21 protein-coding genes are annotated in these 21,126 nt (G+C 67.0%); 8 read left to right on the forward strand and 13 right to left on the reverse strand.

The features are described 5' to 3' along the window. Positions 1 to 4: 4 nt before the first annotated feature. The 6 genes from mobA to AC57B5_RS27700 all read right to left on the reverse strand — a co-directional run bounded on the left by mobA (position 5) and on the right by AC57B5_RS27700 (position 5,855). On the reverse strand, positions 5 to 700 hold the full coding sequence (mobA, locus tag AC57B5_RS27675; RefSeq protein WP_096913648.1) for a molybdenum cofactor guanylyltransferase MobA: 696 nt from the start codon (positions 698 to 700) through the stop codon (positions 5 to 7). An 85-nt stretch (positions 701 to 785) separates the two neighbouring features. Continuing rightward, positions 786 to 1,922: a GTP 3',8-cyclase MoaA gene (gene moaA, locus AC57B5_RS27680; RefSeq protein WP_013801490.1), complete on the reverse strand. Its 1,137-nt coding sequence runs from the start codon at positions 1,920 to 1,922 to the stop codon at positions 786 to 788. A 65-nt stretch (positions 1,923 to 1,987) separates the two neighbouring features. Beyond that, positions 1,988 to 2,773 (reverse strand): SDR family oxidoreductase, encoded by a 786-nt coding sequence (locus AC57B5_RS27685; protein WP_065346096.1) that lies wholly within the window; start codon positions 2,771 to 2,773, stop codon positions 1,988 to 1,990. A 24-nt stretch (positions 2,774 to 2,797) separates the two neighbouring features. Next, a complete protein-coding gene (locus AC57B5_RS27690; RefSeq protein WP_043819748.1) occupies positions 2,798 to 3,397 on the reverse strand; it encodes a DUF2889 domain-containing protein in 600 nt (199 codons plus the stop codon). Positions 3,398 to 3,471: 74 nt separating this feature from the next. Next, positions 3,472 to 4,905 carry an aldehyde dehydrogenase family protein gene (locus AC57B5_RS27695; RefSeq protein ID WP_012206681.1) on the reverse strand — a complete coding sequence of 478 codons (1,434 nt, stop codon included), beginning with the start codon at positions 4,903 to 4,905 and terminating at the stop codon, positions 3,472 to 3,474. Between the two features lie 113 nt (positions 4,906 to 5,018). Further along, positions 5,019 to 5,855, reverse strand: a complete 837-nt coding sequence (locus AC57B5_RS27700; protein WP_013801494.1) for a Crp/Fnr family transcriptional regulator — start codon at positions 5,853 to 5,855, stop codon at positions 5,019 to 5,021. 62 nt (positions 5,856 to 5,917) lie between these two features. Here AC57B5_RS27700 and AC57B5_RS27705 point away from each other — a divergent pair, with 62 nt between their 5' ends. From AC57B5_RS27705 to AC57B5_RS27720, 4 genes are all read left to right on the forward strand, one after another. Further along, positions 5,918 to 6,460, forward strand: coding sequence for an Mpo1 family 2-hydroxy fatty acid dioxygenase (locus tag AC57B5_RS27705; protein WP_012206679.1), 543 nt, complete (start codon positions 5,918 to 5,920; stop codon positions 6,458 to 6,460). A 153-nt stretch (positions 6,461 to 6,613) separates the two neighbouring features. After that, positions 6,614 to 7,141: an inorganic diphosphatase gene (gene ppa, locus AC57B5_RS27710; protein ID WP_183021738.1), complete on the forward strand. Its 528-nt coding sequence runs from the start codon at positions 6,614 to 6,616 to the stop codon at positions 7,139 to 7,141. 181 nt (positions 7,142 to 7,322) lie between these two features. Then, positions 7,323 to 9,101 (forward strand): methyl-accepting chemotaxis protein, encoded by a 1,779-nt coding sequence (locus AC57B5_RS27715; protein ID WP_496400705.1) that lies wholly within the window; start codon positions 7,323 to 7,325, stop codon positions 9,099 to 9,101. 498 nt (positions 9,102 to 9,599) lie between these two features. Beyond that, entirely contained in the window at positions 9,600 to 11,420 is a 1,821-nt protein-coding gene (locus AC57B5_RS27720) for a methyl-accepting chemotaxis protein (RefSeq protein ID WP_496400706.1), read from the forward strand. 3 nt (positions 11,421 to 11,423) lie between these two features. Here AC57B5_RS27720 and AC57B5_RS27725 read toward each other — a convergent pair whose 3' ends face one another. Further along, a complete protein-coding gene (locus AC57B5_RS27725) occupies positions 11,424 to 12,647 on the reverse strand; it encodes a GNAT family N-acetyltransferase (protein ID WP_496400707.1) in 1,224 nt (407 codons plus the stop codon). 86 nt (positions 12,648 to 12,733) lie between these two features. Between AC57B5_RS27725 and AC57B5_RS27730 the strand changes: the two genes are divergently transcribed. Together AC57B5_RS27730 and AC57B5_RS27735 are read left to right on the forward strand one after the other, a co-directional pair. After that, complete coding sequence (locus AC57B5_RS27730) at positions 12,734 to 14,383, forward strand: NAD+ synthase (RefSeq protein ID WP_496400708.1); 1,650 nt, start codon at positions 12,734 to 12,736, stop codon at positions 14,381 to 14,383. Between the two features lie 71 nt (positions 14,384 to 14,454). Continuing rightward, entirely contained in the window at positions 14,455 to 14,793 is a 339-nt protein-coding gene (locus tag AC57B5_RS27735) for a P-II family nitrogen regulator (protein ID WP_012206673.1), read from the forward strand. A 101-nt stretch (positions 14,794 to 14,894) separates the two neighbouring features. Here AC57B5_RS27735 and AC57B5_RS27740 read toward each other — a convergent pair whose 3' ends face one another. The 6 genes from AC57B5_RS27740 to AC57B5_RS27765 are packed head-to-tail and all read right to left on the reverse strand — an operon-like array spanning position 14,895 to position 18,413. Then, positions 14,895 to 15,488: an LOG family protein gene (locus tag AC57B5_RS27740; RefSeq protein WP_012206672.1), complete on the reverse strand. Its 594-nt coding sequence runs from the start codon at positions 15,486 to 15,488 to the stop codon at positions 14,895 to 14,897. Then, positions 15,485 to 15,898, reverse strand: coding sequence for a diacylglycerol kinase (locus AC57B5_RS27745; protein WP_043819740.1), 414 nt, complete (start codon positions 15,896 to 15,898; stop codon positions 15,485 to 15,487). The genes AC57B5_RS27740 and AC57B5_RS27745 overlap by 4 nt, the downstream gene beginning before the upstream one ends. A gap of 40 nt (positions 15,899 to 15,938) precedes the next feature. Then, complete coding sequence (locus AC57B5_RS27750; RefSeq protein ID WP_013801502.1) at positions 15,939 to 16,484, reverse strand: RDD family protein; 546 nt, start codon at positions 16,482 to 16,484, stop codon at positions 15,939 to 15,941. Positions 16,485 to 16,513: 29 nt separating this feature from the next. Further along, complete coding sequence (locus AC57B5_RS27755) at positions 16,514 to 17,365, reverse strand: DUF3106 domain-containing protein (RefSeq protein ID WP_013801503.1); 852 nt, start codon at positions 17,363 to 17,365, stop codon at positions 16,514 to 16,516. Between the two features lie 20 nt (positions 17,366 to 17,385). Continuing rightward, entirely contained in the window at positions 17,386 to 17,844 is a 459-nt protein-coding gene (locus tag AC57B5_RS27760) for a DUF3619 family protein (protein ID WP_496400709.1), read from the reverse strand. Continuing rightward, on the reverse strand, positions 17,841 to 18,413 hold the full coding sequence (locus tag AC57B5_RS27765; RefSeq protein WP_013801505.1) for an RNA polymerase sigma factor: 573 nt from the start codon (positions 18,411 to 18,413) through the stop codon (positions 17,841 to 17,843). Before AC57B5_RS27765 ends, AC57B5_RS27760 begins: the two co-directional genes overlap by 4 nt. Before the next feature lie 277 nt (positions 18,414 to 18,690). Here AC57B5_RS27765 and AC57B5_RS27770 point away from each other — a divergent pair, with 277 nt between their 5' ends. Together AC57B5_RS27770 and ilvN are read left to right on the forward strand one after the other, a co-directional pair. Next, positions 18,691 to 20,472: an acetolactate synthase 3 catalytic subunit gene (locus AC57B5_RS27770; RefSeq protein ID WP_043819761.1), complete on the forward strand. Its 1,782-nt coding sequence runs from the start codon at positions 18,691 to 18,693 to the stop codon at positions 20,470 to 20,472. Positions 20,473 to 20,626: 154 nt separating this feature from the next. Beyond that, a complete protein-coding gene (gene ilvN, locus AC57B5_RS27775; protein WP_012206665.1) occupies positions 20,627 to 21,118 on the forward strand; it encodes an acetolactate synthase small subunit in 492 nt (163 codons plus the stop codon). The last annotated feature ends 8 nt before the right edge of the window (positions 21,119 to 21,126 follow it).

The raw sequence follows: 21,126 nt of genomic DNA on the forward strand, positions 1-21,126 counted from the left end.
GGCACTACGACGGGGTGGCTGCGGCGCGCGCCAGCGCCTGCAGCTCCTGCTGCGTGTTGGCGTTGGCAAAGGCCAGCGGGCTGTCGCCTGCGCGGTCGAAGAGGGCCGTGGCGCAGCGGTGCTGGCCCGTCCATGCATCGATCTTGCGGCCGCCCGAACGTATGAACGATTGCAGACTATCACGCAGCGATGACCGCATCAGGCAGAACACGGGCTGGGCCCGCAGCAGGGATTGATCTGCGTCAAGCGAGTGCTCCCAGCCATGGGCGACGACGATGTCGGCCGCAGGCTGCTGCGACAGCGCCGCCTGCACAAGCCGCTCCACAAGGTCCAGCGGGAACAGCGGCGTATCGCAGGGCACGCAGACCAGCCAGGGCGTCCGGCAGTGCATCAGGCCGCTCAGGAAGCCGGCCAGCGGGCCGGGATAGTCGGGTTCGGCATCGGGCCAGACCGGCGCACCGTGGGCCGCGCCCAATTGCGCATAGGCCTCGGCATGGCGATTGGCGTTGATCAGCAGATGCCCGACCTGGGGCGCCAGGCGGTCCAGCGCATGGGCCGCCAGCGGCTGGCCCAGAAAGGGCTGCAGCCCCTTGTCGATGCCGCCCATGCGCATGCCGCGCCCGCCTGCCAGCACGCAGCCCGTGATGTCGTTCAGGGGCAGGGGGACGTGCAGGGGAGCGGGATGGGAAGAAGGGGGCATGTGGGGCGGGAGGGAGCAGCGGGAAAAGGAGTAGGGGGCGAGGCGGCGATGGCAGGGCGCCGACGCCCCGCGCACGCCGCACGGATCAGCCGCCGATGTAGCTCATCTCGATGCGCCTGCGCTGCGTGCCTGTGCTGGCCGGCAGGCTGGCGCGCAGTTCGGAGTAGCGGTCGCTGCGCTGCTGCCAGATGGGGGCCAGCGCGGAGGCGACCTCGGCATCGCTGGCGCCGCTGCGCAGCAGGCTGCGCAGGTCCCAGCCTTCGGAGGCGAACAGGCACAGGTACAGCCGGCCTTCGGTGGACAGGCGCGCGCGGTTGCAGTCGCCGCAAAAGGCATGGGTGACGCTGCTGATCACGCCGACCTCGCCCAGCGACGGGTCGTGCAGGCCGCGCGCGTCGGCATAGCCCCAGCGCACGGCCGTCTCGCCGGTGGCGCTGGGCTGCAGCGGCACCAGGGGCAGTTCGGCGCGCAGCCGGGCGATGACCTCGTCGGAGGGCAGGACCTCGTCCATGCGCCAGCCGTTGGTCGCGCCCACATCCATGTATTCGATGAAGCGCAAGGTCACGCCCGTGCCCTGGAAGTGGCGCGCCATGGGCAGGATCTGGTCTTCGTTGGTGCCGCGCTTGACCACCATGTTGACCTTGATGTTGGTCAGGCCCGCGGCCTGGGCCGCCTCGATGCCGGCCAGCACGTCGGAGACCGGGAAGTCCACGTCGTTCATGCTGCGGAACACCGCGTCGTCCAGCCCGTCCAGGCTCACGGTGACGCGGTTCAGGCCCGCGTCCTTGAGCGCGCGGGCCTTGCGGGCCAGCAGGGAGCCGTTGGTGGTCAGCGTCAGGTCCAGCGGCTGGCCGCCGGGCGTGCGCAGGGCGGAGAGCTGCTCCACCAGCGTTTCCACGTTCTTGCGCAGCAGCGGCTCGCCACCCGTCAGCCGGATCTTCTGCACGCCGTGCTGCACGAACAGGCGCGCCGTGCGCGTGATTTCCTCGAAACTCAGCAGCGAGCCGTGCGGCAGGTAGCTGTAGTTCTTGTCGAAGACTTCCTTGGGCATGCAGTAGCTGCAGCGGAAGTTGCAGCGGTCGGTGATGCTGATGCGCAGGTCGCGCAGCGACCGGCCAAGCCTGTCCTGCAGATCGCCGGTGGGCGTCTGCAGCAGACTTGGCACGGCGGCCGGGCGCGTGGGGGAGCGCTCGTCGACCAGGGGGATCACTCGTTCTGCCATGCCTGCGATTTTGCCCGAATGCCTATGTCCAGGCACTGCGCAAGCCTGCAGTTCTTGATCTGTGTCTAGACGCAGCGCGCTCCGTCCACCTCGATGCAGGTGCCGCTGATGAAGGCGGCCTCGTCGCTGGCCAGATACAGCGCGGCATTGGCCACGTCCCCTGCGGTGGAGAAGCGGCCCAGCGGAATGGTCGCCAGAAAGCGCGCGCGGCGCTCCTCGTCCACGGGGCCGCCGGCAAACTCGGCGGCCAGGCCGGTGTCGGGGTTGAAGACGGGGTTGATGCAGTTGACGCGGATGTTCTCGGGCCCGAGCTCGGCCGCCATGGACTTGCTGGTGATGATGACGGCTCCCTTGGAGCCGTTGTACCAGGTCAGCCCCGGCCGAGGGCGCAGGCCTGCCGTGGAGGCGATGTTGATGAAGCTGCCGCCGCCAGGGCGGCCATCGGCCAGCGCCGGGTTGGCGCGCATGGCGGGCACGCCGTGCACGGCAGAGAGGTAGATGCTCTTGACGTTGATGGCGTAGACGCGGTCGAACTCGGCCTCGCTGACTTCGAGCATGGGGCGGTTGCGGTGCGTCCAGCCCGCGTTGTTGACGAAGGCGTCGAGCCGGCCATGCGCCTGCAGCGTGGCCTCCACCAGGGCCTTGACCTGTTCGCTGCGTGTCATGTCCGCCTGCACGAAAAGTGCCCGGCCGCCTTCGGCGGTGATGGACTGTGCCACGCGCGTGCCCGCCTCGCGGTCGATGTCGTTGACGATGACCCGGGCACCTTCGGCGGCCAGCCGCTGGGCGATGCCGGCCCCGATGCCGCTGCCGGCGCCTGTGACGATGATGGATTTGTCCTGGACACGCATCGGGCTTTGCTCCTCGGTCGGGGGTCAGGCCCCCTGGGTTTCGGTGGTTGCTGTGGTCGCCGGGATCGGGGTCGCGCCGCCTGTGCCGGGCTGCCAGCCCACGAATTGCGGGTAATAGCGCGCCACGCCGGGGCCATTGAAGTCCCAGCCCAGGCACTGGCCCAGGTGGCGTGGCGGCTGGCTGGGGTCGGCATCGCCAAAGACGCCCGGCACGGACTGGAAGGCGGCCGTGGCCATGTTGAACAGCAGCTCGCGCAGATGCGTGCAACTGGCCACGCCGCCCAGGTTCTCGTTGATGGCCTTGCGCCAGCCGCGCGCCATGCTGCAGCCCACCATTTTCTGCAGGGCCCGCGTGGCCTCGGGGCAGTGGCCCAGCGGGTGGGAATCCATGACGACCTCGATGGCCTGCACCGTCAGGCGGGCATCGACCGTGGTGCGTATCCACATGTGGTGTATGGCCGTGCCGGCGGGCATGTGGCGGCCGCCGCTCAGTTCGATGTCATGGGTTTTGCTGTCGCGCAGCTCGCCTTCGATATCCCAGAGGCCGTCGGCGCGGGCGTAGCTGCGGTAGCGCACGTCGCGTTCATGCTGGGGCGTGCGGTCGGGAATGGGGGACAAGGGCATGGGGAAGCTGTTCTTTCTGTCGCGGGCTGCCGGCTGGCGCCGGGCATCCCGCGATTTTCCGTCATGCGCCAGGATCAGCCATGCCGTATGGCGACGGTCTTCAGCGTGGTAAAGCCGTAGAGCGCCTCGAAGCCCTTTTCGCGGCCATGGCCGCTGGACTTGACGCCGCCGAAGGGCAGCTCCACGCCGCCACCGGCGCCATAGTTGTTGATGAAGACCTGGCCGCAGCGCAGGCGCCGCGCCAAACGCAGCTGGCGCGCGCCGTCGCGCGTCCACAGGCCGGCCACCAGGCCGTAGGCCGTGCCATTGGCCAGTTGCACGGCATGGTCCTCGTCATGGAAGGGCATGGCGCAGAGCACGGGGCCGAAAATCTCTTCCTGCGCCAGCCGGTGCTCGGGCGGCACGTCGCGCAGCAGGGTGGGCGCCTGGTAAAAGCCGCTGTCGGGCGCATCCTCGACGATCTGGCCCTGCGCCACCACGGCAATGCCGGCCACCTGGGCGTCGGACAGGAAATCCCAGACGCGCTGCTGCTGGCTGGCGCGGATCAGCGGCCCCAGGTCCAGGTCCATGGCGGCCGGGCCCACGCGCAGCGCCTCGAAGGCCTGGCCCAGGCGTTCGAGCAGCGGCTCGTAGATCAGCGAGTCGATCAGCACGCGCGAACCTGCCGAGCAGGTCTGGCCCGCGTTCTGCACGATGGCGTTGACGATGGCGGGCACGGCGGCATCAAGGTCCGCGTCTGCAAACACGATCTGCGGGCTCTTGCCGCCCAGCTCCAGCGTGACGGGGCAGTGGCGCTCGGCAGCCGCCTGCTGGATCAGCGTGCCCACGCCGGGGCTGCCCGTGAAGCTCAGGTGGTCTACGCCGGGATGGCGCGCCAGGGCCTCGCCCACCTCGTGACCCAGGCCGGTGACCACGTTGAAGGCGCCGGCTGGAAAGCCTGCCTCGGTGGCCAGCCGCGCCACGCGCAGCACGGACAGGCAGGCGTCTTCCGAGGGCTTGACCACACAGGTGTTGCCCGCGGCCAGCGCCGCGCCCACGCTGCGGCCCAGGATCTGCATGGGATAGTTCCAGGGCACGATGTGGCCGGTCACGCCGTGGGGCTCGCGCCAGGTCAGGGCGCTGTAGCCCTGCTGGTAGGGCAGGGTCTCACCGTGCAGCTTGTCGCAGGCGCCGGCATAGAACTCGAAGTAGCGCGCCAGCGCCAGCACATCGGCACGGGCCTGGCGCGTGGGCTTGCCGCAGTCGCGCTGCTCAATGGCCGTGAGCTCATCGGCATGCTGGAGCACGCTGCCCGACAGGCGCATCAGCAGGCGACCGCGCTCTGCGGCAGAAAGCTTGCTCCAGACGCTGTCCTGGCACTCGCGCGCCGAACGCACGGCCAGGTCGATGTCCTGGGGCGAGCCGCGCTGCAGCTCGTCGAAAGCCTGCCCGTCCGACGGGTCCAGCACGGGGATCGTGCGTCCCGACTCCGTGGGCACGGACGCATTGCCGATGTAGTGGTATTGCATGGAGTCCGATTGTGGGGTGCCCGCGCCGCTTGTCCAGTCCCGGGCGTTGCTGCGTCCCCTCGATCGCCTTGGTGGCTCCAGCGGCTCCAGCGGCTTCAGTGGCTTCAGTGGCTTCAGTCCTCGGGCCAGCCCGCGTCGCGCAGGCCCTGCCGGTCCAGCACCTCCATCTTGCCGCGCCGCAGTTGCAGGCAACCGGCCTGCTGCAGCTCCTGCAGGATCTGGTTGGTCGTCTGGCGCGACAGGCCCAGCATGCGCGCCAGCTGTTCCTGGGAAACATCCAGCTCGCGGCGCCAGCGCTGGCGGCCCTGGCCGTCCGGCTGCCACTGGTCAAAGCCTTCGGCCATGCGCACCAGGCGCCGCGCCAGGCGCTGCGGCGCAGGCAGCAGTGTGTGCTCCTCCAGCGCCATCAGGCACACGCGCAGCTTGTCGGTCAGCAGCAAGGCCAGCACCTGCCAGTGTTCGGGATGGGCCGCCAGCCATGCCTGCAATGGGGCCTGGGGCACGTGCAGCACGGTGCAGGCCGTGGCTGCCTGGGCATCGTGGGTGCGCTCGGCTCCATCGAACAGCGCGATTTCCCCCAGCCACATGGGAGGCTCCACCAGGGTCAGCAGCGCCGTGCGGGCCTGCTCGCCGCAGGCGGCCGTTCCCGAGATGCTGAGCGCCCCACGCGCCACCGCATACAGGCCGCAGGGCGGGTCGCCGCGCCGGAACAGCCAGTCGCCTGCTGCCAGCGTGCGGGGCTGGGCCAGTGCCTTGAGCTGTGCGCCCAGCTCCGGCGGCAGGGCGTGGAACCAGCGGCCCGCCTCGATGGTGGCCCAGAGATCGGCCATGCCCGGCGGGCCGGCCGCAGCACGGCGCCGTACGCCGCGCGGGGCGGCGTGGGCTGCCGGAGCTGCCGGGGCGGGTGCGGGTAAGCCCGAGGTGTGCGATGAGGCTTGTGTCGGATCCATGACAGACGCCAATCCTTGATGACACCACCATGGTTGCGCAACATCCACCGCAGGTGCAGCCTATGAAAACCCTCATCGACCAACTGTCCCAGTACGCGGACTATCACCGTGATCCGCGCAACATCCTCACGCACTTCGTCGGCGTGCCGCTGATCATGTGGGCGGTGGTGATTTTGCTGGCCCGCCTGCAGTGGGCTGCCCCCTTGGGCGATGGCCTGCCCGAGCTGCCATTGAGCCTGGCCCTGCTGGCGGCACTGGCGGCAGGCATCTACTACTGTCTGCTGGACCTGCGCTACGGCATCGCCATGGCCCTGGTGCTTGCCCTGATGCTGGCGCTGGCCCAGCCCATCGCCATGCTGCCGATGGGGGCTTGGCTGGGCTGGGGCCTGGGCATCTTCGCCGTGGGCTGGGTGATCCAGTTCGTGGGCCATTACTACGAGGGCCGCAAGCCGGCTTTCCTGGATGACATCGTGGGCCTGGTCATCGGGCCGCTGTTCGTGCTGGCCGAGCTGGGCTTTGCCCTGGGCCTGCGCCGCGAAGTGCAGCATGCGGTGGAGCAGCGCAGCGGGCCCGTGCAGCGGCGCGCGGGCGGCGCACACGCCTGAAAACGGCCCGGGCGCTGCAAGCTTGGCGCAGGCTTGCCGCCGTAGCATGGCAGGCGTTCCTGCGGAGCCATCCATGGGGGCGTGTGCCTGCGCCTAAAATCACGCTGCTATCCCCCTGCGGGGGCTTTTTTGTTTCAACTCTCCTCATCCATCATGTCTTTCGACAAAGTCACACCGGGCAAGAACGCTCCTGAAACCTTCAACGTGGTCATCGAGATCTCGGCCAACTCCGATCCCATCAAGTACGAAGTGGACAAGGAAAGCGGCGCCGTCTTCGTGGACCGCTTCATGGGCACGGCCATGCACTACCCGGCCAACTACGGCTATGTGCCCCAGACGCTGTCCGGCGACGGCGATCCGGTGGACGTGCTGGTGATGACGCCCTTCCCGCTGCCCCCGGGCGTGGTCGTGGCCTGCCGCCCCATCGGCATCCTGCTGATGGAAGACGAGTCCGGCGTGGATGGCAAGGTCCTGGCCGTGCCCACGCAAAAGCTGCTGCCCGCCTACGACAAGATCAACTCGCTGGAAGACATCCACGAGATCACCCTCAAGCAGATCCAGCATTTCTTCGAGCACTACAAGGACCTGGAAAAGGGCAAGTGGGTCAAGGTGCTGGGCTGGAAGGGCGTGGACGAGGCCAAGAAGGAAGTCGTGGACGGCATCGCCAACTACAAGGGCTGATCCCTTTCACTCCCGTTGAGGGAGTCTCAACTGCGCTGAGGTAAATGCCCGCTTCGCAGTTGATACAATTTGAAACGCACCCGTTGTCTACGCGCCGGGTGCGTTTTTTGTTTTGTCGTGGATCAGGGTTTGGGCAGATCAATCAGGCGCTGGTGCGAGCCATCAGCCCGGGAGCGAGCAAATGAAGTTGGCAGATTGGCGCATGGGCACGAAGCTGGGCATGGGATTCCTCGTCATGGTCCTGTTCTCGGCCATCCTGGGGGCGGTGGCCTGGTTGCAACTGGCGCAGATGCACCGCAACGCATTGCATTTGTCGGATGTGGCCCTGCCCAGCATGTTCCATGCGGGCGCCATGCGCTCCGAGTACAACCGTCTGCGCCGCCACGAGGCCGGCATCGCCTCGGCGCGCAGCCTGGGCGAGGTCGATGGCTTTGCCAAGCAGGTGCAGGACCGGCTGCAGACCATCGGCGAGCATGAGACGGCTCTGCGTGCGCTGATCGACCAGCAGGCCCTGCGCGCGGCCTTTGACGACTACCTCGGCTTCAAGCAGCAGTTCCTGGCCATGCATGCGCGCCTGCTGGAGCGCGCGCGTGCCGGCAACTATTCGACCACCGAGGAGCAGGCCTTCATGGCCGACGAGATGGGGCTGATGTTCGCCGGCGAATCCGAGGCGCAGTTCGGCAAGCTGGCCGAAAGCGCCGGCCGCCTGCTGACCCTGCAGCGCGAGGCGGGCGAGCAGGCCCGCCAGCAGGCGCAGGCCGGCTTTGACCTCGCCCGCATCTGGGTGCTGGGCACGCTGGCCGTGGTAGTGGCCATTGCAGCCCTGGTGGGCTGGGCCATCACGCGTGCCGTGACCGGCCCCGTCGCCCAGGCCGTCCATGTGGCGCGCAACGTGGCGGCCGGCCATCTGGAGACGCCGGTCACCAGCCGCCGCCGCGACGAAATGGGCCAGCTCATCAACGCACAGGAAGACATGCGCCGCAAGCTCGCCGAGCTGGTGGGCGAGGTGCGTGGCAACGCGCAGGGCGTGGCACTGGCCGCCGGTGAGATCGCCCAGGGCAATGCCGATCTGTCGGCGCGCACCGAAAGCCAAGCCAGCGCGCTGGAGGAAACGGCGGCCTCCATGGAGCAACTGGGCGCCACCGTGCGGCAGAACGCCGACAGCGCGCGCCAGGCCAACCAGATGGCGGCCTCCGCATCGGGCATCGCCGCGCGTGGCGGCGAAGTCGTGGCCCAGGTGGTGGACACCATGAAGGGCATCAACGACAGCAGCCGCCAGATCGCGGACATCATTGGCGTGATCGATGGCATTGCCTTCCAGACCAACATTCTTGCGCTGAACGCCGCCGTGGAGGCGGCCCGCGCAGGCGAGCAGGGCCGGGGCTTTGCCGTGGTGGCGGGCGAGGTCCGTTCGCTGGCCCAGCGCAGCGCCGAGGCGGCCAAGGAGATCAAGGCGCTGATCCAGGCCAGCGAGCAGCGCGTGGAGCAGGGCACGCAACTGGTGGACAAGGCGGGCGAGACCATGTCGGAAATCGTCACCGCCATCCGGCGCGTGACGGACATCATGGGCGAGATCAGCGCTGCCAGCAGCGAGCAGAGCGCGGGCGTGGCCCAGGTGGGTGATGCCATCACGCAGATGGACCAGGCCACGCAGCAGAACGCGGCCCTGGTGGAGCAAAGCGCCGCCGCCGCCCAGTCGCTGCAGCAGCAGGCACAGGCCATGGTGGCCTCGGTCTCGGTATTCCGCACGGCGGCTGCCGATGCGCCAGCTGTCACTGTGGCGACTGCCGCAGCATCGCGCGCAACGGTTGTTGCCTCCTTGGCATCGCGTCCGGCCCTGGCTCCCCTGGCCGCCGGGCCGGCGCAACAAATCGCTGCGGCCACCCCGGCCAAGGCCACCAAGGCCGCCAAGGCCACCAAGACGACCACCGCCGACGATGAGGAGTGGGCCGCGTTCTGAGGCCTCACGCGCAGTTCAGCTCCCTTTTCTGGCGGCTCCATGCTTTGCATGGGGCCGCTTTCCTTTTGCGTCTGGCGCTGAGCTGGCGCAAGACGGGAGCGAGAGGCTGTGGCACAAATCTGCCAGTGAAGGTTTCTGCCTACTACCAGTCCCTGAACTTGTCCTGAACAATGCCTGGATACTGGCAGAATGTAAGTGGATGTAGTCCTATTCTTACAGCGTGAACAATGGCGGCTTCTGGTGCCGCTCCCTAGGAACGAAGGGGTATCCCGTGATCACCTTGTTCTCATGGCCGCCACGCCTGGCGGCAATCAGTCTGCCAGCGGACCGCGCCACCGCGGTGGCTCTCCCTCTCCAATCCTTGCCCACAAGCCGACTTGCGCGGTTGCGGCAGATCTGTTTTTGCGAAGTCCGCGCCGGGCCTGGCTGACGCCTGTCCATGGCGCAACACAAAGCTAGGCACAACAAGATGGCAGGACTTCGACAAGAAAGACGAACGTGAAAAACCTCAAGATCTCAACGCGCATGCTGGGCACCTTCGGCCTGCTGGTGGTGCTGCTGCTGGCCGTGGTGGCTGCGGCGCTGGTGCAGTTGCGCGCCATGCGCGCCAGCATGGAAGTCATCACGGGCAACGCCATGCCCAGCGTGGAAGTGATCAACCAGATCGGCACCGATGTCGTGCGCACGCGCCTTCTGGAAGTGCGCCATGTCAACAATGACGATGCCGCCTACAAGACCGATTCGGAAAAGCAGCTGGAACAACTGCAGCGCCGCCTGGCCGAGCGCAAGAAGGCCTATGAGCCGCTGCTGTCATCGGACGAAGAACGCAGGCTCTATGCGCAACTGGTCCAGGAACGCGAGCGCTACCAGCAACTGAGCCAGCAGGTGCTGGCGCTGTCGCGCCAGGGCGAGAAGGAAAAGGCCCAGGCGGTGCTGGGCGGCGAGTCGCTGAAGCTCTACAACGATTCGTCGAACACGCTGGACCTGCTGGTCAAGCTCAACAGTGATGCCGCCTTGCAGGAAAGCCGCAATGCCGAGGCCGTGTATGGGCGCTCGGTCGTCGTCCTCAGCGTGGCGGCGCTGGCGGCCGTGCTGCTGGCCGTGCTGGCCGGCCTGTGGCTGACGCGCTCCATCCGCGCGCCGCTGGCGCATGCGGTCGATGCCGCAGACCGCGTGGCCAACGGCGACCTGGGCGGGACCATCCGCATCGACCGCCATGACGAAACCGGCCTGCTGCTGGGCGCGCTGCAGCGCATGCAGTCCAGCCTGGTGCAGACCGTGCGCAGCGTGCGCCAGAACGCCGAAGGCGTGGCCTCGGCCAGCGCGCAGATTGCCTCCGGCAATGCCGACCTGTCCAGCCGAACGGAAGAGCAGGCCAGTGCCCTGGAGCAGACGGCAGCCTCCATGGAGGAGCTGGGCTCCACCGTGCGCCAGAACGCCGACAACGCACGCCAGGCCAATCAGCTGGCGCTCAATGCATCCAGCGTTGCGCGCCGTGGCGGCGACGTGGTGGCCGAGGCCGTGGAGACCATGAAGGGCATCAACGACAGCAGCCGGCGCATCGGCGACATCATCGGCGTGATTGACTCCATTGCTTTCCAGACCAACATCCTCGCGCTCAATGCTGCCGTGGAGGCGGCTCGCGCAGGTGAGCAGGGTCGGGGCTTTGCCGTGGTCGCGGGCGAGGTGCGATCGCTGGCGCAGCGCAGCGCCGAGGCGGCCAAGGAAATCAAGGCGCTGATCACGGCCAGCGTGGAGCGTGTGGAGCAGGGCTCGCAACTGGTGGACCGCGCAGGCACGACCATGACCGAAGTGGTGGCCGCCATCGGCCGGGTCACCGACATCATGGGCGAGATCAGCTCGGCCAGCACTGAGCAGAGCTCCGGCGTGGCCCAGGTTGGCGAAGCCGTCACGCAGATGGACCAGACCACGCAGCAGAACGCGGCCCTGGTCGAGGAAAGCGCGGCCGCCGCTGCCTCGCTGCGTAAGCAGGCGCAGGACCTGGTCGAGGCTGTGGCCGTCTTCCAGTTGCCCCGTGGCGCCACGGACAGCCATGCGCATGTGCCTCACAGGGTGGCGGCACCGGCCAGCGCCGCAGCGCGCCCCGCAGCCCCGCCTGTCCGGCCCGCCCCACCCGCCAGCCCTGCGCGGCCTGCGGCCCTGGGCGGCGGCGGTGCGCCTGCAGGCGGCGAGACGCTGGCCCGCCGGCTTGAGCGCGATGCCACACCCCCCATCCGGCCGCGCACCGGACCCACGCAGGCCGGCAAGCCGGCACCACGCCAGCCCGGCCAGGGCGATGACGACTGGGAAACCTTCTGAGCCCTACCCTTGGCGCAGCGGGCTGTGGGCCTGCAGCTCCTGCAGATAGCCGGCCATGCCCTCGCCCTCGCGGTCCAGAAAGCGCGAGATGGCATCGGCAAAGGACGGGTGCGCAATCCAGTGGGCGCTGGGGGTGACCACGGGCAGCAGTGCCCGCGCCATCTTGTGCTCACCCTGAGCGCCTCCCTCGAAATGCGCAATGCCGCGTTCTATGCACCAGGCGATGGGCTGGTAGTAGCAGGCCTCGAAATGCAGGCAATCCACGCGCTCCAGTGCACCCCAGTAGCGGCCGTAGGCCGTTCCCTGCGGGGTCTGCGGCGCGTGGGCGCGCCCGCCTGGATGGCCCGCTGACAGCCTTGCGGCCGCAGCATCCAGCGCGATCAGGCTGCAGGCCATGGGCTGGCCGTCGCGCTCGGCGATGAACATCAGCCAGGCCTCGGGCATCTGGCGCGCCATGGCCTCGAAGAAGGCCGGTTCGAGGTACGGGGCGTTGCCATGCTCCAGGTAGGTACGCTCGTGGCAGCGGTAGAAAAAGGCCCAGTCCTGTGCGCCCATGTCCGGCCCGTGCAGGGCGCGAAAGCGCACGCCGGCCTCATGCACCTTGCGCCTTTCCTGGCGTATCTTCTTGCGCTTTTCCTGGTTCAGCGTCGCCAGAAAGTGTTCGAAATCGCCGTGCCCGGCGCCATCGGCGCCCTGGTTGCTCCAGTGGAACTGCACGGTGCTGCGCTGCATCCAGCCGTCGGCATCGCAGGCTGCCAGATCCTCGGCATCGCTGAACAGCAGGTGCAGCGAAGACAGCTGCTGCGCCTGGGCCCATTCGCGCACCGCGCGCACCAGGGCTGCACGCAGCAAGGGCGTGCGCGCCAGCAGGCGGCTGCCCGGCACGGGCGTGAAAGGCACGGCCAGCACGCCCTTGGGGTAGTAGTCCAGCCCGTGCTGGGCGTAGGCACGTGCCCAGGCAAAATCGAACACGTACTCGCCATAGGAGTGCGCCTTGGCGTAGACCGGGCAGGCGGCGACCAGCTCGCTGCCCTGCCAGAGCGTGACCACGCGGCCGGCCCAGCCGGTTTGCGGCACGGCGCTGCCGCTGGATTCCAGCGCGCTCAGGTACTCGTGGCGCATGAAGGGAGTGGGCGCGGCCTGCGATGCCAGCAGCGCATTCCAGGCCTGGGCATCGAGCTGCTGCACGCTGTCCAGCACGCGGGTGATAATTGCGGTTTCAGCCATGCCATTCCTTGCAGGCCGGTGTGACGCGCGCTGCCGCCTCTCGCTGTGGGGTGGCCTTGTCGGCCCTGTTGGCTCCATTGCATTCCATGACGCTCTCCATCTGCACTGCCCAGCTCAACTTTGTCGTGGGCGACCTGCCCGGCAATGTCCAGAAAATCATTGCCGCAGCCCGTGAAGCTTATGCCACGGGAGCGCGCTTGCTGCTGACGCCCGAGCTTGCCCTGTGCGGCTATGCGGCCGAAGACCTGTATCTGCGCCCCGCCTTTCTGGATGCCTGCGACCAGGCCGTGCAGCAGCTTGCGCTGGAGACCGCGCAATGGCCGGGCCTGGCGCTGGTGCTGGGCCATCCCTGGCGCGACCAGGGCGCCGGGGGCGCGTTGCGCAATGCGGCCAGCGTGCTGCGCGACGGGCGCGTGGAATGCAGCCATGCCAAGCAATGCCTGCCCAACTACGGCGTGTTCGACGAGCAGCGCTACTTTGTGGCCGGCCAATCGCCCTGCGTGATCGAAGTGCAGGGCGTGCGCGTGGGCCTGCTGATCTGCGAGGACGCCTGGCATCCCGAACCCGCACGCGCCGCCGCCCAGGCCGGTGCGCAATTGCTGGCCGTGATCAATGCCTCGCCCTTCCATGAGGGCAAGCAGGCCGAACGCGAAGCCACGCTGGCCGCGCGTGCGTGCGAAACCGGCCTGCCCCTGGTGTATGCACATCTGGTTGGCGGCCAGGATGAAATCGTCTTTGATGGCAGCTCCTTTGCCGTGCAGGCGGACGGCTCCATTGCCGCGCGCGCGCCGGCCTTTGCCGAGGCCTTGCCGCGGGTGGAGGTCCGCACGGGCGGGCATGCGCTGGTGCTGGCAGGCGAGGTGATTGCGCAGCCAGGGCACCTGCCGGCGCTGTGGTCCGCCCTGGTGCTGGCCGTGCGCGACTACGTGGGCAAGAACCGTTTTCCCGGCGCCCTGCTGGGCCTGTCGGGCGGTATCGACTCGGCCCTGGTGCTGGCGATTGCAGTCGATGCCCTGGGAGCTGACAAGGTGCATACGGTGATGATGCCTTCGCCCTATACGGCCGACATCAGCTGGATCGACGCGCGTGACATGGCCGAGCGCGTGGGCGTGCGCTATGACGAAATCTCCATCGCACCGCAGTTCGAGGCCTTCAAGGCCGCGCTGGCCCCGGCCTTCGCGGGCCGCGCCGAGGACACGACCGAAGAAAACCTCCAGGCCCGCATCCGTGGCACCCTGCTGATGGGCCTGTCCAACAAGTTCGGCTCCGTGGTGCTGACCACCGGCAACAAGAGCGAGATGTCCACCGGTTACTGCACGCTCTATGGCGACATGGCGGGCGGCTTTGCGGTGATCAAGGACGTGCTCAAGACCGAGGTCTTTGCGCTGGCGCGCTGGCGCAATGCCAACGATCCGTTCGGCACGGGGCTGGACCCCATTCCGGATCGCATCATCACGCGCCCGCCCAGCGCCGAACTGCGCCCTGACCAGAAAGACCAGGACAGCCTGCCCGCTTATGAGGTGCTCGATGCCATCGTGCGCCGTTACATGGAAAATAACGAAAGCATCGCCTCCATCGTGGCCGACGGATACGCCAGCGCCGATGTGGAGCGAGTGACGCGCCTGATCCAGATCAACGAGTACAAACGCCGCCAGGCGCCCGTGGGGCCGCGACTGACGCGCCGCAGCTTCGGCAAGGATTGGCGCTACCCCATCACCAACCGCTTTCGCGCTTGAAGCACCTGAGGCGGCGGGGTTTCCCGGCCAGCCGTCTTGCCCCGTATTGCATGCACTGAGGAGTTCACCCCATGAAAATGATCACCGCCATCATCAAGCCGTTCAAGCTGGAAGAGGTCCGCGAGGCGCTGGCCGACTGCGGCGTCAACGGCCTGACCGTCACCGAGGTCAAGGGCTTTGGCCGCCAGAAGGGCCATACCGAGCTTTACCGCGGCGCTGAGTACGTGGTGGACTTCCTGCCCAAGGTGAAGATCGAGGTCGTGGTCCGCACCGAGGACGTGGACCGCTGCGTGGATGCCATCGTCAACGTGGCGCGTACGGGCAAGATCGGTGACGGCAAGATCTTCGTCACGGCCGTGGAGCGCGTGGTGCGCATCCGTACCGGCGAGCTCGACGACGGAGCCATTTGAGTCCGAGAGCAGGGCAGGGCGCATTCGGCGCCCTGCATTCCTGATATCTCGACGCTGGCGGCCATCCTCTCAAGGGTGGCCGTTTCCGTTTCCGCTTCTGTTCAGATCACGGCGCGCAAGGGCGCAGTCTCCAGGCCCGTGCCGGCGTTCTGCACCAGGGATTGCAGCAGCGTGGGGATGTCGCTGCCGCTTTCGATCAGTCCCATCTGCCACTCGCCCATGAAGCCATGGCCCACGCAGGTCTGCAGGAACTGCAGCATGCTGTCGTAGTAGCCGTCCACATTGAGCAGGCCGATGGGCTTGTCGTGGTAGCGCAGCTGGCGCCAGGTCCAGACCTCGAACAATTCCTCGAAGGTGCCTATGCCGCCGGGCAGGGCGACGAAGGCATCGCTGCGTTCGGCCATCATGGCCTTGCGCTCGTGCATGGTCTGGACGATGTGCAGTTCATCGCAGGCATGGTTGGCCAGTTCCTTGTCCACCAGCGCCTGCGGGATCACGCCCACGACGCGGCCGCCGGCCTGCCGCGTGGCCTCGGCCACCTCGCCCATCAGGCCGCTGCGGCCGCCTCCATAGACCAGCTGGCCGCCGTGCTCACCGATCCAGCGGCCGGTGGCGCGGGCCGCCTCGATGAATCCGGGCTGGTCGCCGGGGCGCGAGCCGCAATACACACAAATGGAAAACGTGGGATTTGTCATGCAATGAACCGTTGATAGAGGGCGGCCAGCCAGACGCCGGCGCATAGCAGCAGCGCCAGCATCACGGCCGCGCTGCCCATGTCCTTGGCCTGCTTGGACAGAACGTGCCATTCGGGGCCTATGCGATCGACCACGGCCTCGATGCCGCTGTTGAGCAGCTCCACGATCAGCACCAGCAAGACGGTGCCCGCCAGCAGTGCGACCTCGATCCAGCTGCTTCCCAGCCAGAAGGCGGCAGGGATCAGCACGATGGCAGCCAGCGCTTCTTGGCGGAAGGCTTTTTCGTTCCATCCGGCGCGAAGGCCTGAGAGCGAATAGCCTGCTGCGTGCCAGACACGCGTCAGGCCTGTGCGGCTTTTCTGGGGATTGACAGGTGCGCTGTCGGTCGGGTCGGGAGATGCGGCGGGCATGCTTGCGAGTGTAGGAGATGCGACGCTGCCTCTGGGCCTGTCAGCGCTTTTTCCTGGGTGCCGGTGCCTGGTGGATCAACTGGGTGCCGGCCCATGCGTCATGCCAGAACTGGCGGCGCGGATGAAAGCGGCTCAGAAGTGCCCAGAGCGCCACCCACAGCACCAGCAGCATCAGCGTGGTCAGTGCAGGCACGCCGGTCGAATAGGCCGCCAGTGGCGGCAGCAGCCAGATCCAGCTGAACACATAGCGCCGCAGCGCGCGCAACTGGCTGACGGGCTGGCCTGCCGCATCCACCAGGCGGATGTGCCAGGTCTTCATGGCCAGCGTCTGGCCCTTGGACCAGAACCAGACGAAGTAGATGCCCAGCACCACGAACATGAAGGCCTGCAGCGCATGGCGGTTGTCCATGGCATTGCGTGTCTGCGACAGGGTGCCGAACAGATAGCCTGCAATGAAGACCACGCCGAACAGCAGCATGCCCTCGTAGAGCCAGCAGGCCATGCGCCGCGCCAGTCGCGGGGCCATCTGTGGGGAGGCCGCGGTTGCGGCTGCCGTGGTGGAGGCGGGGGATGTGGCGTTCGTCATGCGGACGGGGAGATCGGTGCGTCAGTGCGTCAATGCGAGAGGGGCGCTTCGCCGTGCGATGGCTGGGATGCAGCATCGGGGCTGTCATGCAGTTCCATGGGCGGCAAAGGCATGGGCGTGGCCGAGGGCACTTCCACCGGCGCCGTCTCCACCAGCGCCGGCGGGCGCACGGGATGGGTTTCCACGGCCGCAGGGGATGGGGCAGGGGGTACCGGAAGCGGCGGGTTGTAGATGGTGGCGGGCGGAATCTTCGGCGGATTCGGAATGGTGGCCGGAGCCACCGAGGCCGCCGGAATCCGCGCCAGCCGCTTGGGCGCAACGGGCTCTATGGCCGTGGCGGCGCCCTTGGCCTTGGGCGCGGCGCGCGCGGCCAGCAGGCGTTTTTCCTCGTCGCTGAGCGCCTGGTAGGCCTCCCACTGGGCGCGCTTGTCCGTGGCCAGGCGGTTGGTCAGGGCGAAATTCAGGCGGGCCTGGCTGCGCTGCTGGGCGCTGAGGCTGGACCAGGTCTGCATGCGATCGCGCAGCTTTTCCTGCTCTTTTTCACTGAGCTTGTCCCAGCCCTCGGCCAGCGCCATCCAGCGGCGCTTTTGCAGCGCATCCATCATGGACCAGCGCTCGGACAGGGGTTCAAGCACGCTGCTCTGCGCCGGTGTCAGCTCTGCCCAGCGCGGGCCGGAGGCCAGGTCCGTGGCGCGCTGGCGTGTGGCTGCATCACCGTGCAGGGTCTTGGAGGCTGCGATCGTGGCCGGCGAGACGGTGCTGGGTGCCAGCCGTACCTGCTGCACGACGCGCCAGCCGGTCCAGGCCAGCGCCATCAACAGCACCGCCGCCAGGATGGCGGCGGCTGAGCGGTGGAACGCGGCGCGTGAATCAGTGGGCATGCAGGCAGGCAAGGCGGGGATCAGCGTTCCGTGTTGGTGGCCGAAGTCTTCAGGTACTGGATGAAGCCGGGGTCGGCGTAGGCGGCGGGCGGCAGATCATCGGTCAGCAAGGCGGTATCCACCTCGGCAACCTCGGTCAGACCTGTCTGGTCCGTCTGCACGTTGACGACCACCAGGCCAACGATCAACGCCAGCACCGGCACGGCCGAGATCAGCGCGCGCCACCAGGTGCCGCCCTCGTCGCCCGAGCCCAGCGTCAGGGTGCCGCCCTGGGCCTGGGTTGCGCTGGCAGCCTGCACGGGCGCAGCGCGCAGCTCGCGCCGGCGAAGGGACAGGGCGCGCTCGCGCCCAGCGCGCAGCCGCTCGGTGATGTCGTATGGCAGCAACGCCTCGCCGTCACCCAGGCGCGCGGTGATCCGGCGTGCGATGCGGTCGGCCGCCATTTCGCTGTGGAGAGTGAGAGTGGGCGCAGTCTTCATAGCTCGATTCCTTTGGCCTTCAGTGCCTTGCTCAATGTCTGGATGGCGCGGAAACAATGTGTTTTTACACTTCCTTCGGAACACCCCATCGCGGCAGCGGTCTCCGCGACGTCCATCTCTTCCCAATAACGCATCAGGAAAGCTTCGCGTTGACGTGCTGGAAGCTCCTGTATCTCTTTTTCAATGCTTTGCAAAATCTGGGCCCGCTCGGTCAGATCTTCGGCGCTGCGGGCGGTTTCGCCGTTCTGGCCGGAGTCGGCGTAGGTTTCGAGCCAGTCGAAGTCCGCATCGTCGCCGGCCGACGCCTCCAGGTCGCTCATGCGGGTGAAGAGGGCGTTCTGCGTTTTTTGCCTGCGAAACCAGTCCAGCGTGCTGTTGGACAGGATGCGCTGGAACAGCATGGGCAGCTCGTTGATGGGCTTGTCGCCATAGTGCTGCGCCAGCTTGAGCATGCTGTCCTGCACGATGTCCAGCGCCGCCTCCTCATCCCGGACGTGAAAAAAGCTGCGCTTGAAGGCTCGCTTTTCTACGCTTTTGAGGAAGTCGGATAGTTCTTGCTCGGTTGCCAAAAGGAACGCAGGCCCGGATGAGGGGCTCGTTGATGAGGGGCTGAACGGGTGCGGGGCCTGATTATCGCACCGCACTGTCAATTTTTTTCGCAGGATGGCGCGCAGGCTTGTTGCAGTGCGATAATGTCTGCTGCAATTCAAAAAGGCAAACGGGTCACGGTCCGGCGTTTACTCACTCGCCCATGTCTGTTGGTCCTAAGTCCCGCACCGGCCTCACAAGGGCTTCAGGCAAGGGGCACCCAAGGTTTTTCGTTAGAGAAATTCACAAAGGTTGATCATGGAAATTTCCAAAGCCGAGTACTCCAGCGCGGCAGCAGCGGCGTCGCAGTCCCATGCATCCCAGGAGCTGATGGGCTCCGAGATCCTCGTCAAGTCCCTGCAGGCCGAAGGTGTCAAGCAGCTTTGGGGCTATCCGGGCGGTGCGGTTCTGTACATCTACGACGCCCTCTACAAACAAGATTCCATTCAGCATGTGCTGGTGCGCCATGAACAGGCGGCCGTGCATGCGGCAGACGGTTTTGCCCGTGCCACGGGTGAAGTCGGCGTGGCCCTGGTGACCTCGGGTCCCGGCCTGACCAACGCCGTGACCGGCATTGCCACCGCCTACACCGATTCCATTCCCCTGGTCGTGATCAGCGGCCAGACCTCGACGGCCTACATCGGCACCGACGCGTTCCAGGAATGCGACACCGTCGGCATCACCCGACCCATCGTCAAGCACAACTTCCTGGTGAAGGATGTGCGCGAGCTGGCGGACACGATGAAGAAGGCCTTCCACATCGCGCGCACCGGCCGTCCCGGCCCCGTGGTGGTGGACATCCCCAAGGACGTGTCCTTCAAGAAGGCGCTCTACGCCGGCTACCCCGAGAAGGTGGAGATGCGCTCCTACAACCCGGTGCGCAAGGGCCATGCCGGCCAGATCCGCAAGGCGCTGCAGTTGCTGCTGGCCGCCAAGCGACCCTACATCTACACGGGCGGCGGCGTTCTGCTGGGCAATGCCTGCAACGAGCTGCGCACGCTGGTGGACATGCTGGGCTACCCGGTCACGCATACGCTGCTGGGCCTGGGCGCCTATCCGGCCAGCGACCGCAAGTTCCTGGGCATGCTGGGCATGCACGGCACCATCGAGGCCAACAATGCCATGCAGAACTGCGACGTGCTGCTGGCGGTGGGTGCACGCTTCGATGACCGCGTGATCGGCAACCCCAAGCATTTCATGTCGGTGGAGCGCAAGATCATCCACATCGACATCGATCCCTCTTCCATCTCCAAGCGCGTGAAGGTGGACGTGCCCATCGTGGGCGACGTCAAGGAGGTGCTGACCGAGCTGATCTCCATGATCCGCGAGGCAAGTGCCCGTCCCGACGCAGCGGCCCTGGGCCAATGGTGGGAGACCATCGAAGGCTGGCGCAGCCGCGACTGCCTGCAGTACAGCCGTGGCGATGGCTCGGTCATCAAGCCGCAGTACGTGGTGGAGACGCTGTGGAACATGACCCGCGACGCCGATGCCTACATCACGTCTGACGTGGGCCAGCACCAGATGTGGGCCGCGCAGTACTACCGCTTCGATGAGCCGCGCCGCTGGATCAACTCCGGCGGCCTGGGCACCATGGGCGTGGGCCTGCCCTACGCCATGGGCATCAAGCTGGCCAAGCCTGAATCCGAGGTGTTCTGCATCACGGGTGAAGGCTCCATCCAGATGAACATCCAGGAGCTGGCTACCTGCCTGCAGTACAACACGCCGGTCAAGGTGGTGTCGCTGAACAACCGCTACCTGGGCATGGTGCGCCAGTGGCAAGAGATCGAGTATTCGGGCCGCTACAGCAGCAGCTACATGGACTCGCTGCCCAACTTCGTGAAGCTGGCCGAGGCCTATGGCCACGTGGGCATGCTGATCGAGCGCCCCGAGGACGTGGAGCCCGCCCTGCGCGAGGCACGCAAGCTCAAGGACCGCACGGTGTTCATGGACTTCCGTACCGATCCCACCGAGAATGTGTTCCCCATGGTGCAGGCCGGCCGTGGGATCACCGAGATGCTGCTGGGAGCTGACGACCTCTGAGCATGGTCCCTTGCGGGATTTGCCCGGGTTCATTCCTGTCGCATCCGTTCCAGTGAGCCGTCCTCGAGGCGGCCCCTTTGACGAATCTATTGCCTGCCAAGCCCGACGTTTACCGGCGCCGGGGGAGGGCAGCGAAAAGAGGAATCTTTCTTTCATGAAACACATCATTGCCGTGCTGCTCGAAAACGAGCCGGGAGCCTTGTCGCGCGTGGTGGGCCTGTTCTCGGCCCGCGGCTACAACATCGAATCGCTGACCGTGGCCCCCACGGAAGACGCATCGCTGTCGCGCATGACCATTCAGACGAATGGCTCCGAAGACGTGATCGAGCAGATCACCAAACACCTGAATCGCCTGATCGAAGTCGTCAAGGTCGTGGACCTGACCGAAGGCTCCTATACCGAGCGCGAGCTCATGATGGTCAAGGTCCGCGCCGTGGGCAAGGAACGCGAGGAGATGAAGCGCATGGCGGACATCTTCCGCGGCCGCATCATCGACGTGACCGAAAAGAGCTACACGGTCGAGCTGACCGGCGACCAATCCAAGAACGACGCCTTCCTGCAGGCGCTGGACCGCACGGCCATTCTGGAAACCGTGCGCACCGGCTCCTGCGGCATCGGCCGAGGCGAACGCATCCTGCGCGTTTGATGCGCTGC

The organism is Delftia sp. BGA-UO-ETr-SB1 (assembly GCF_059567865.1).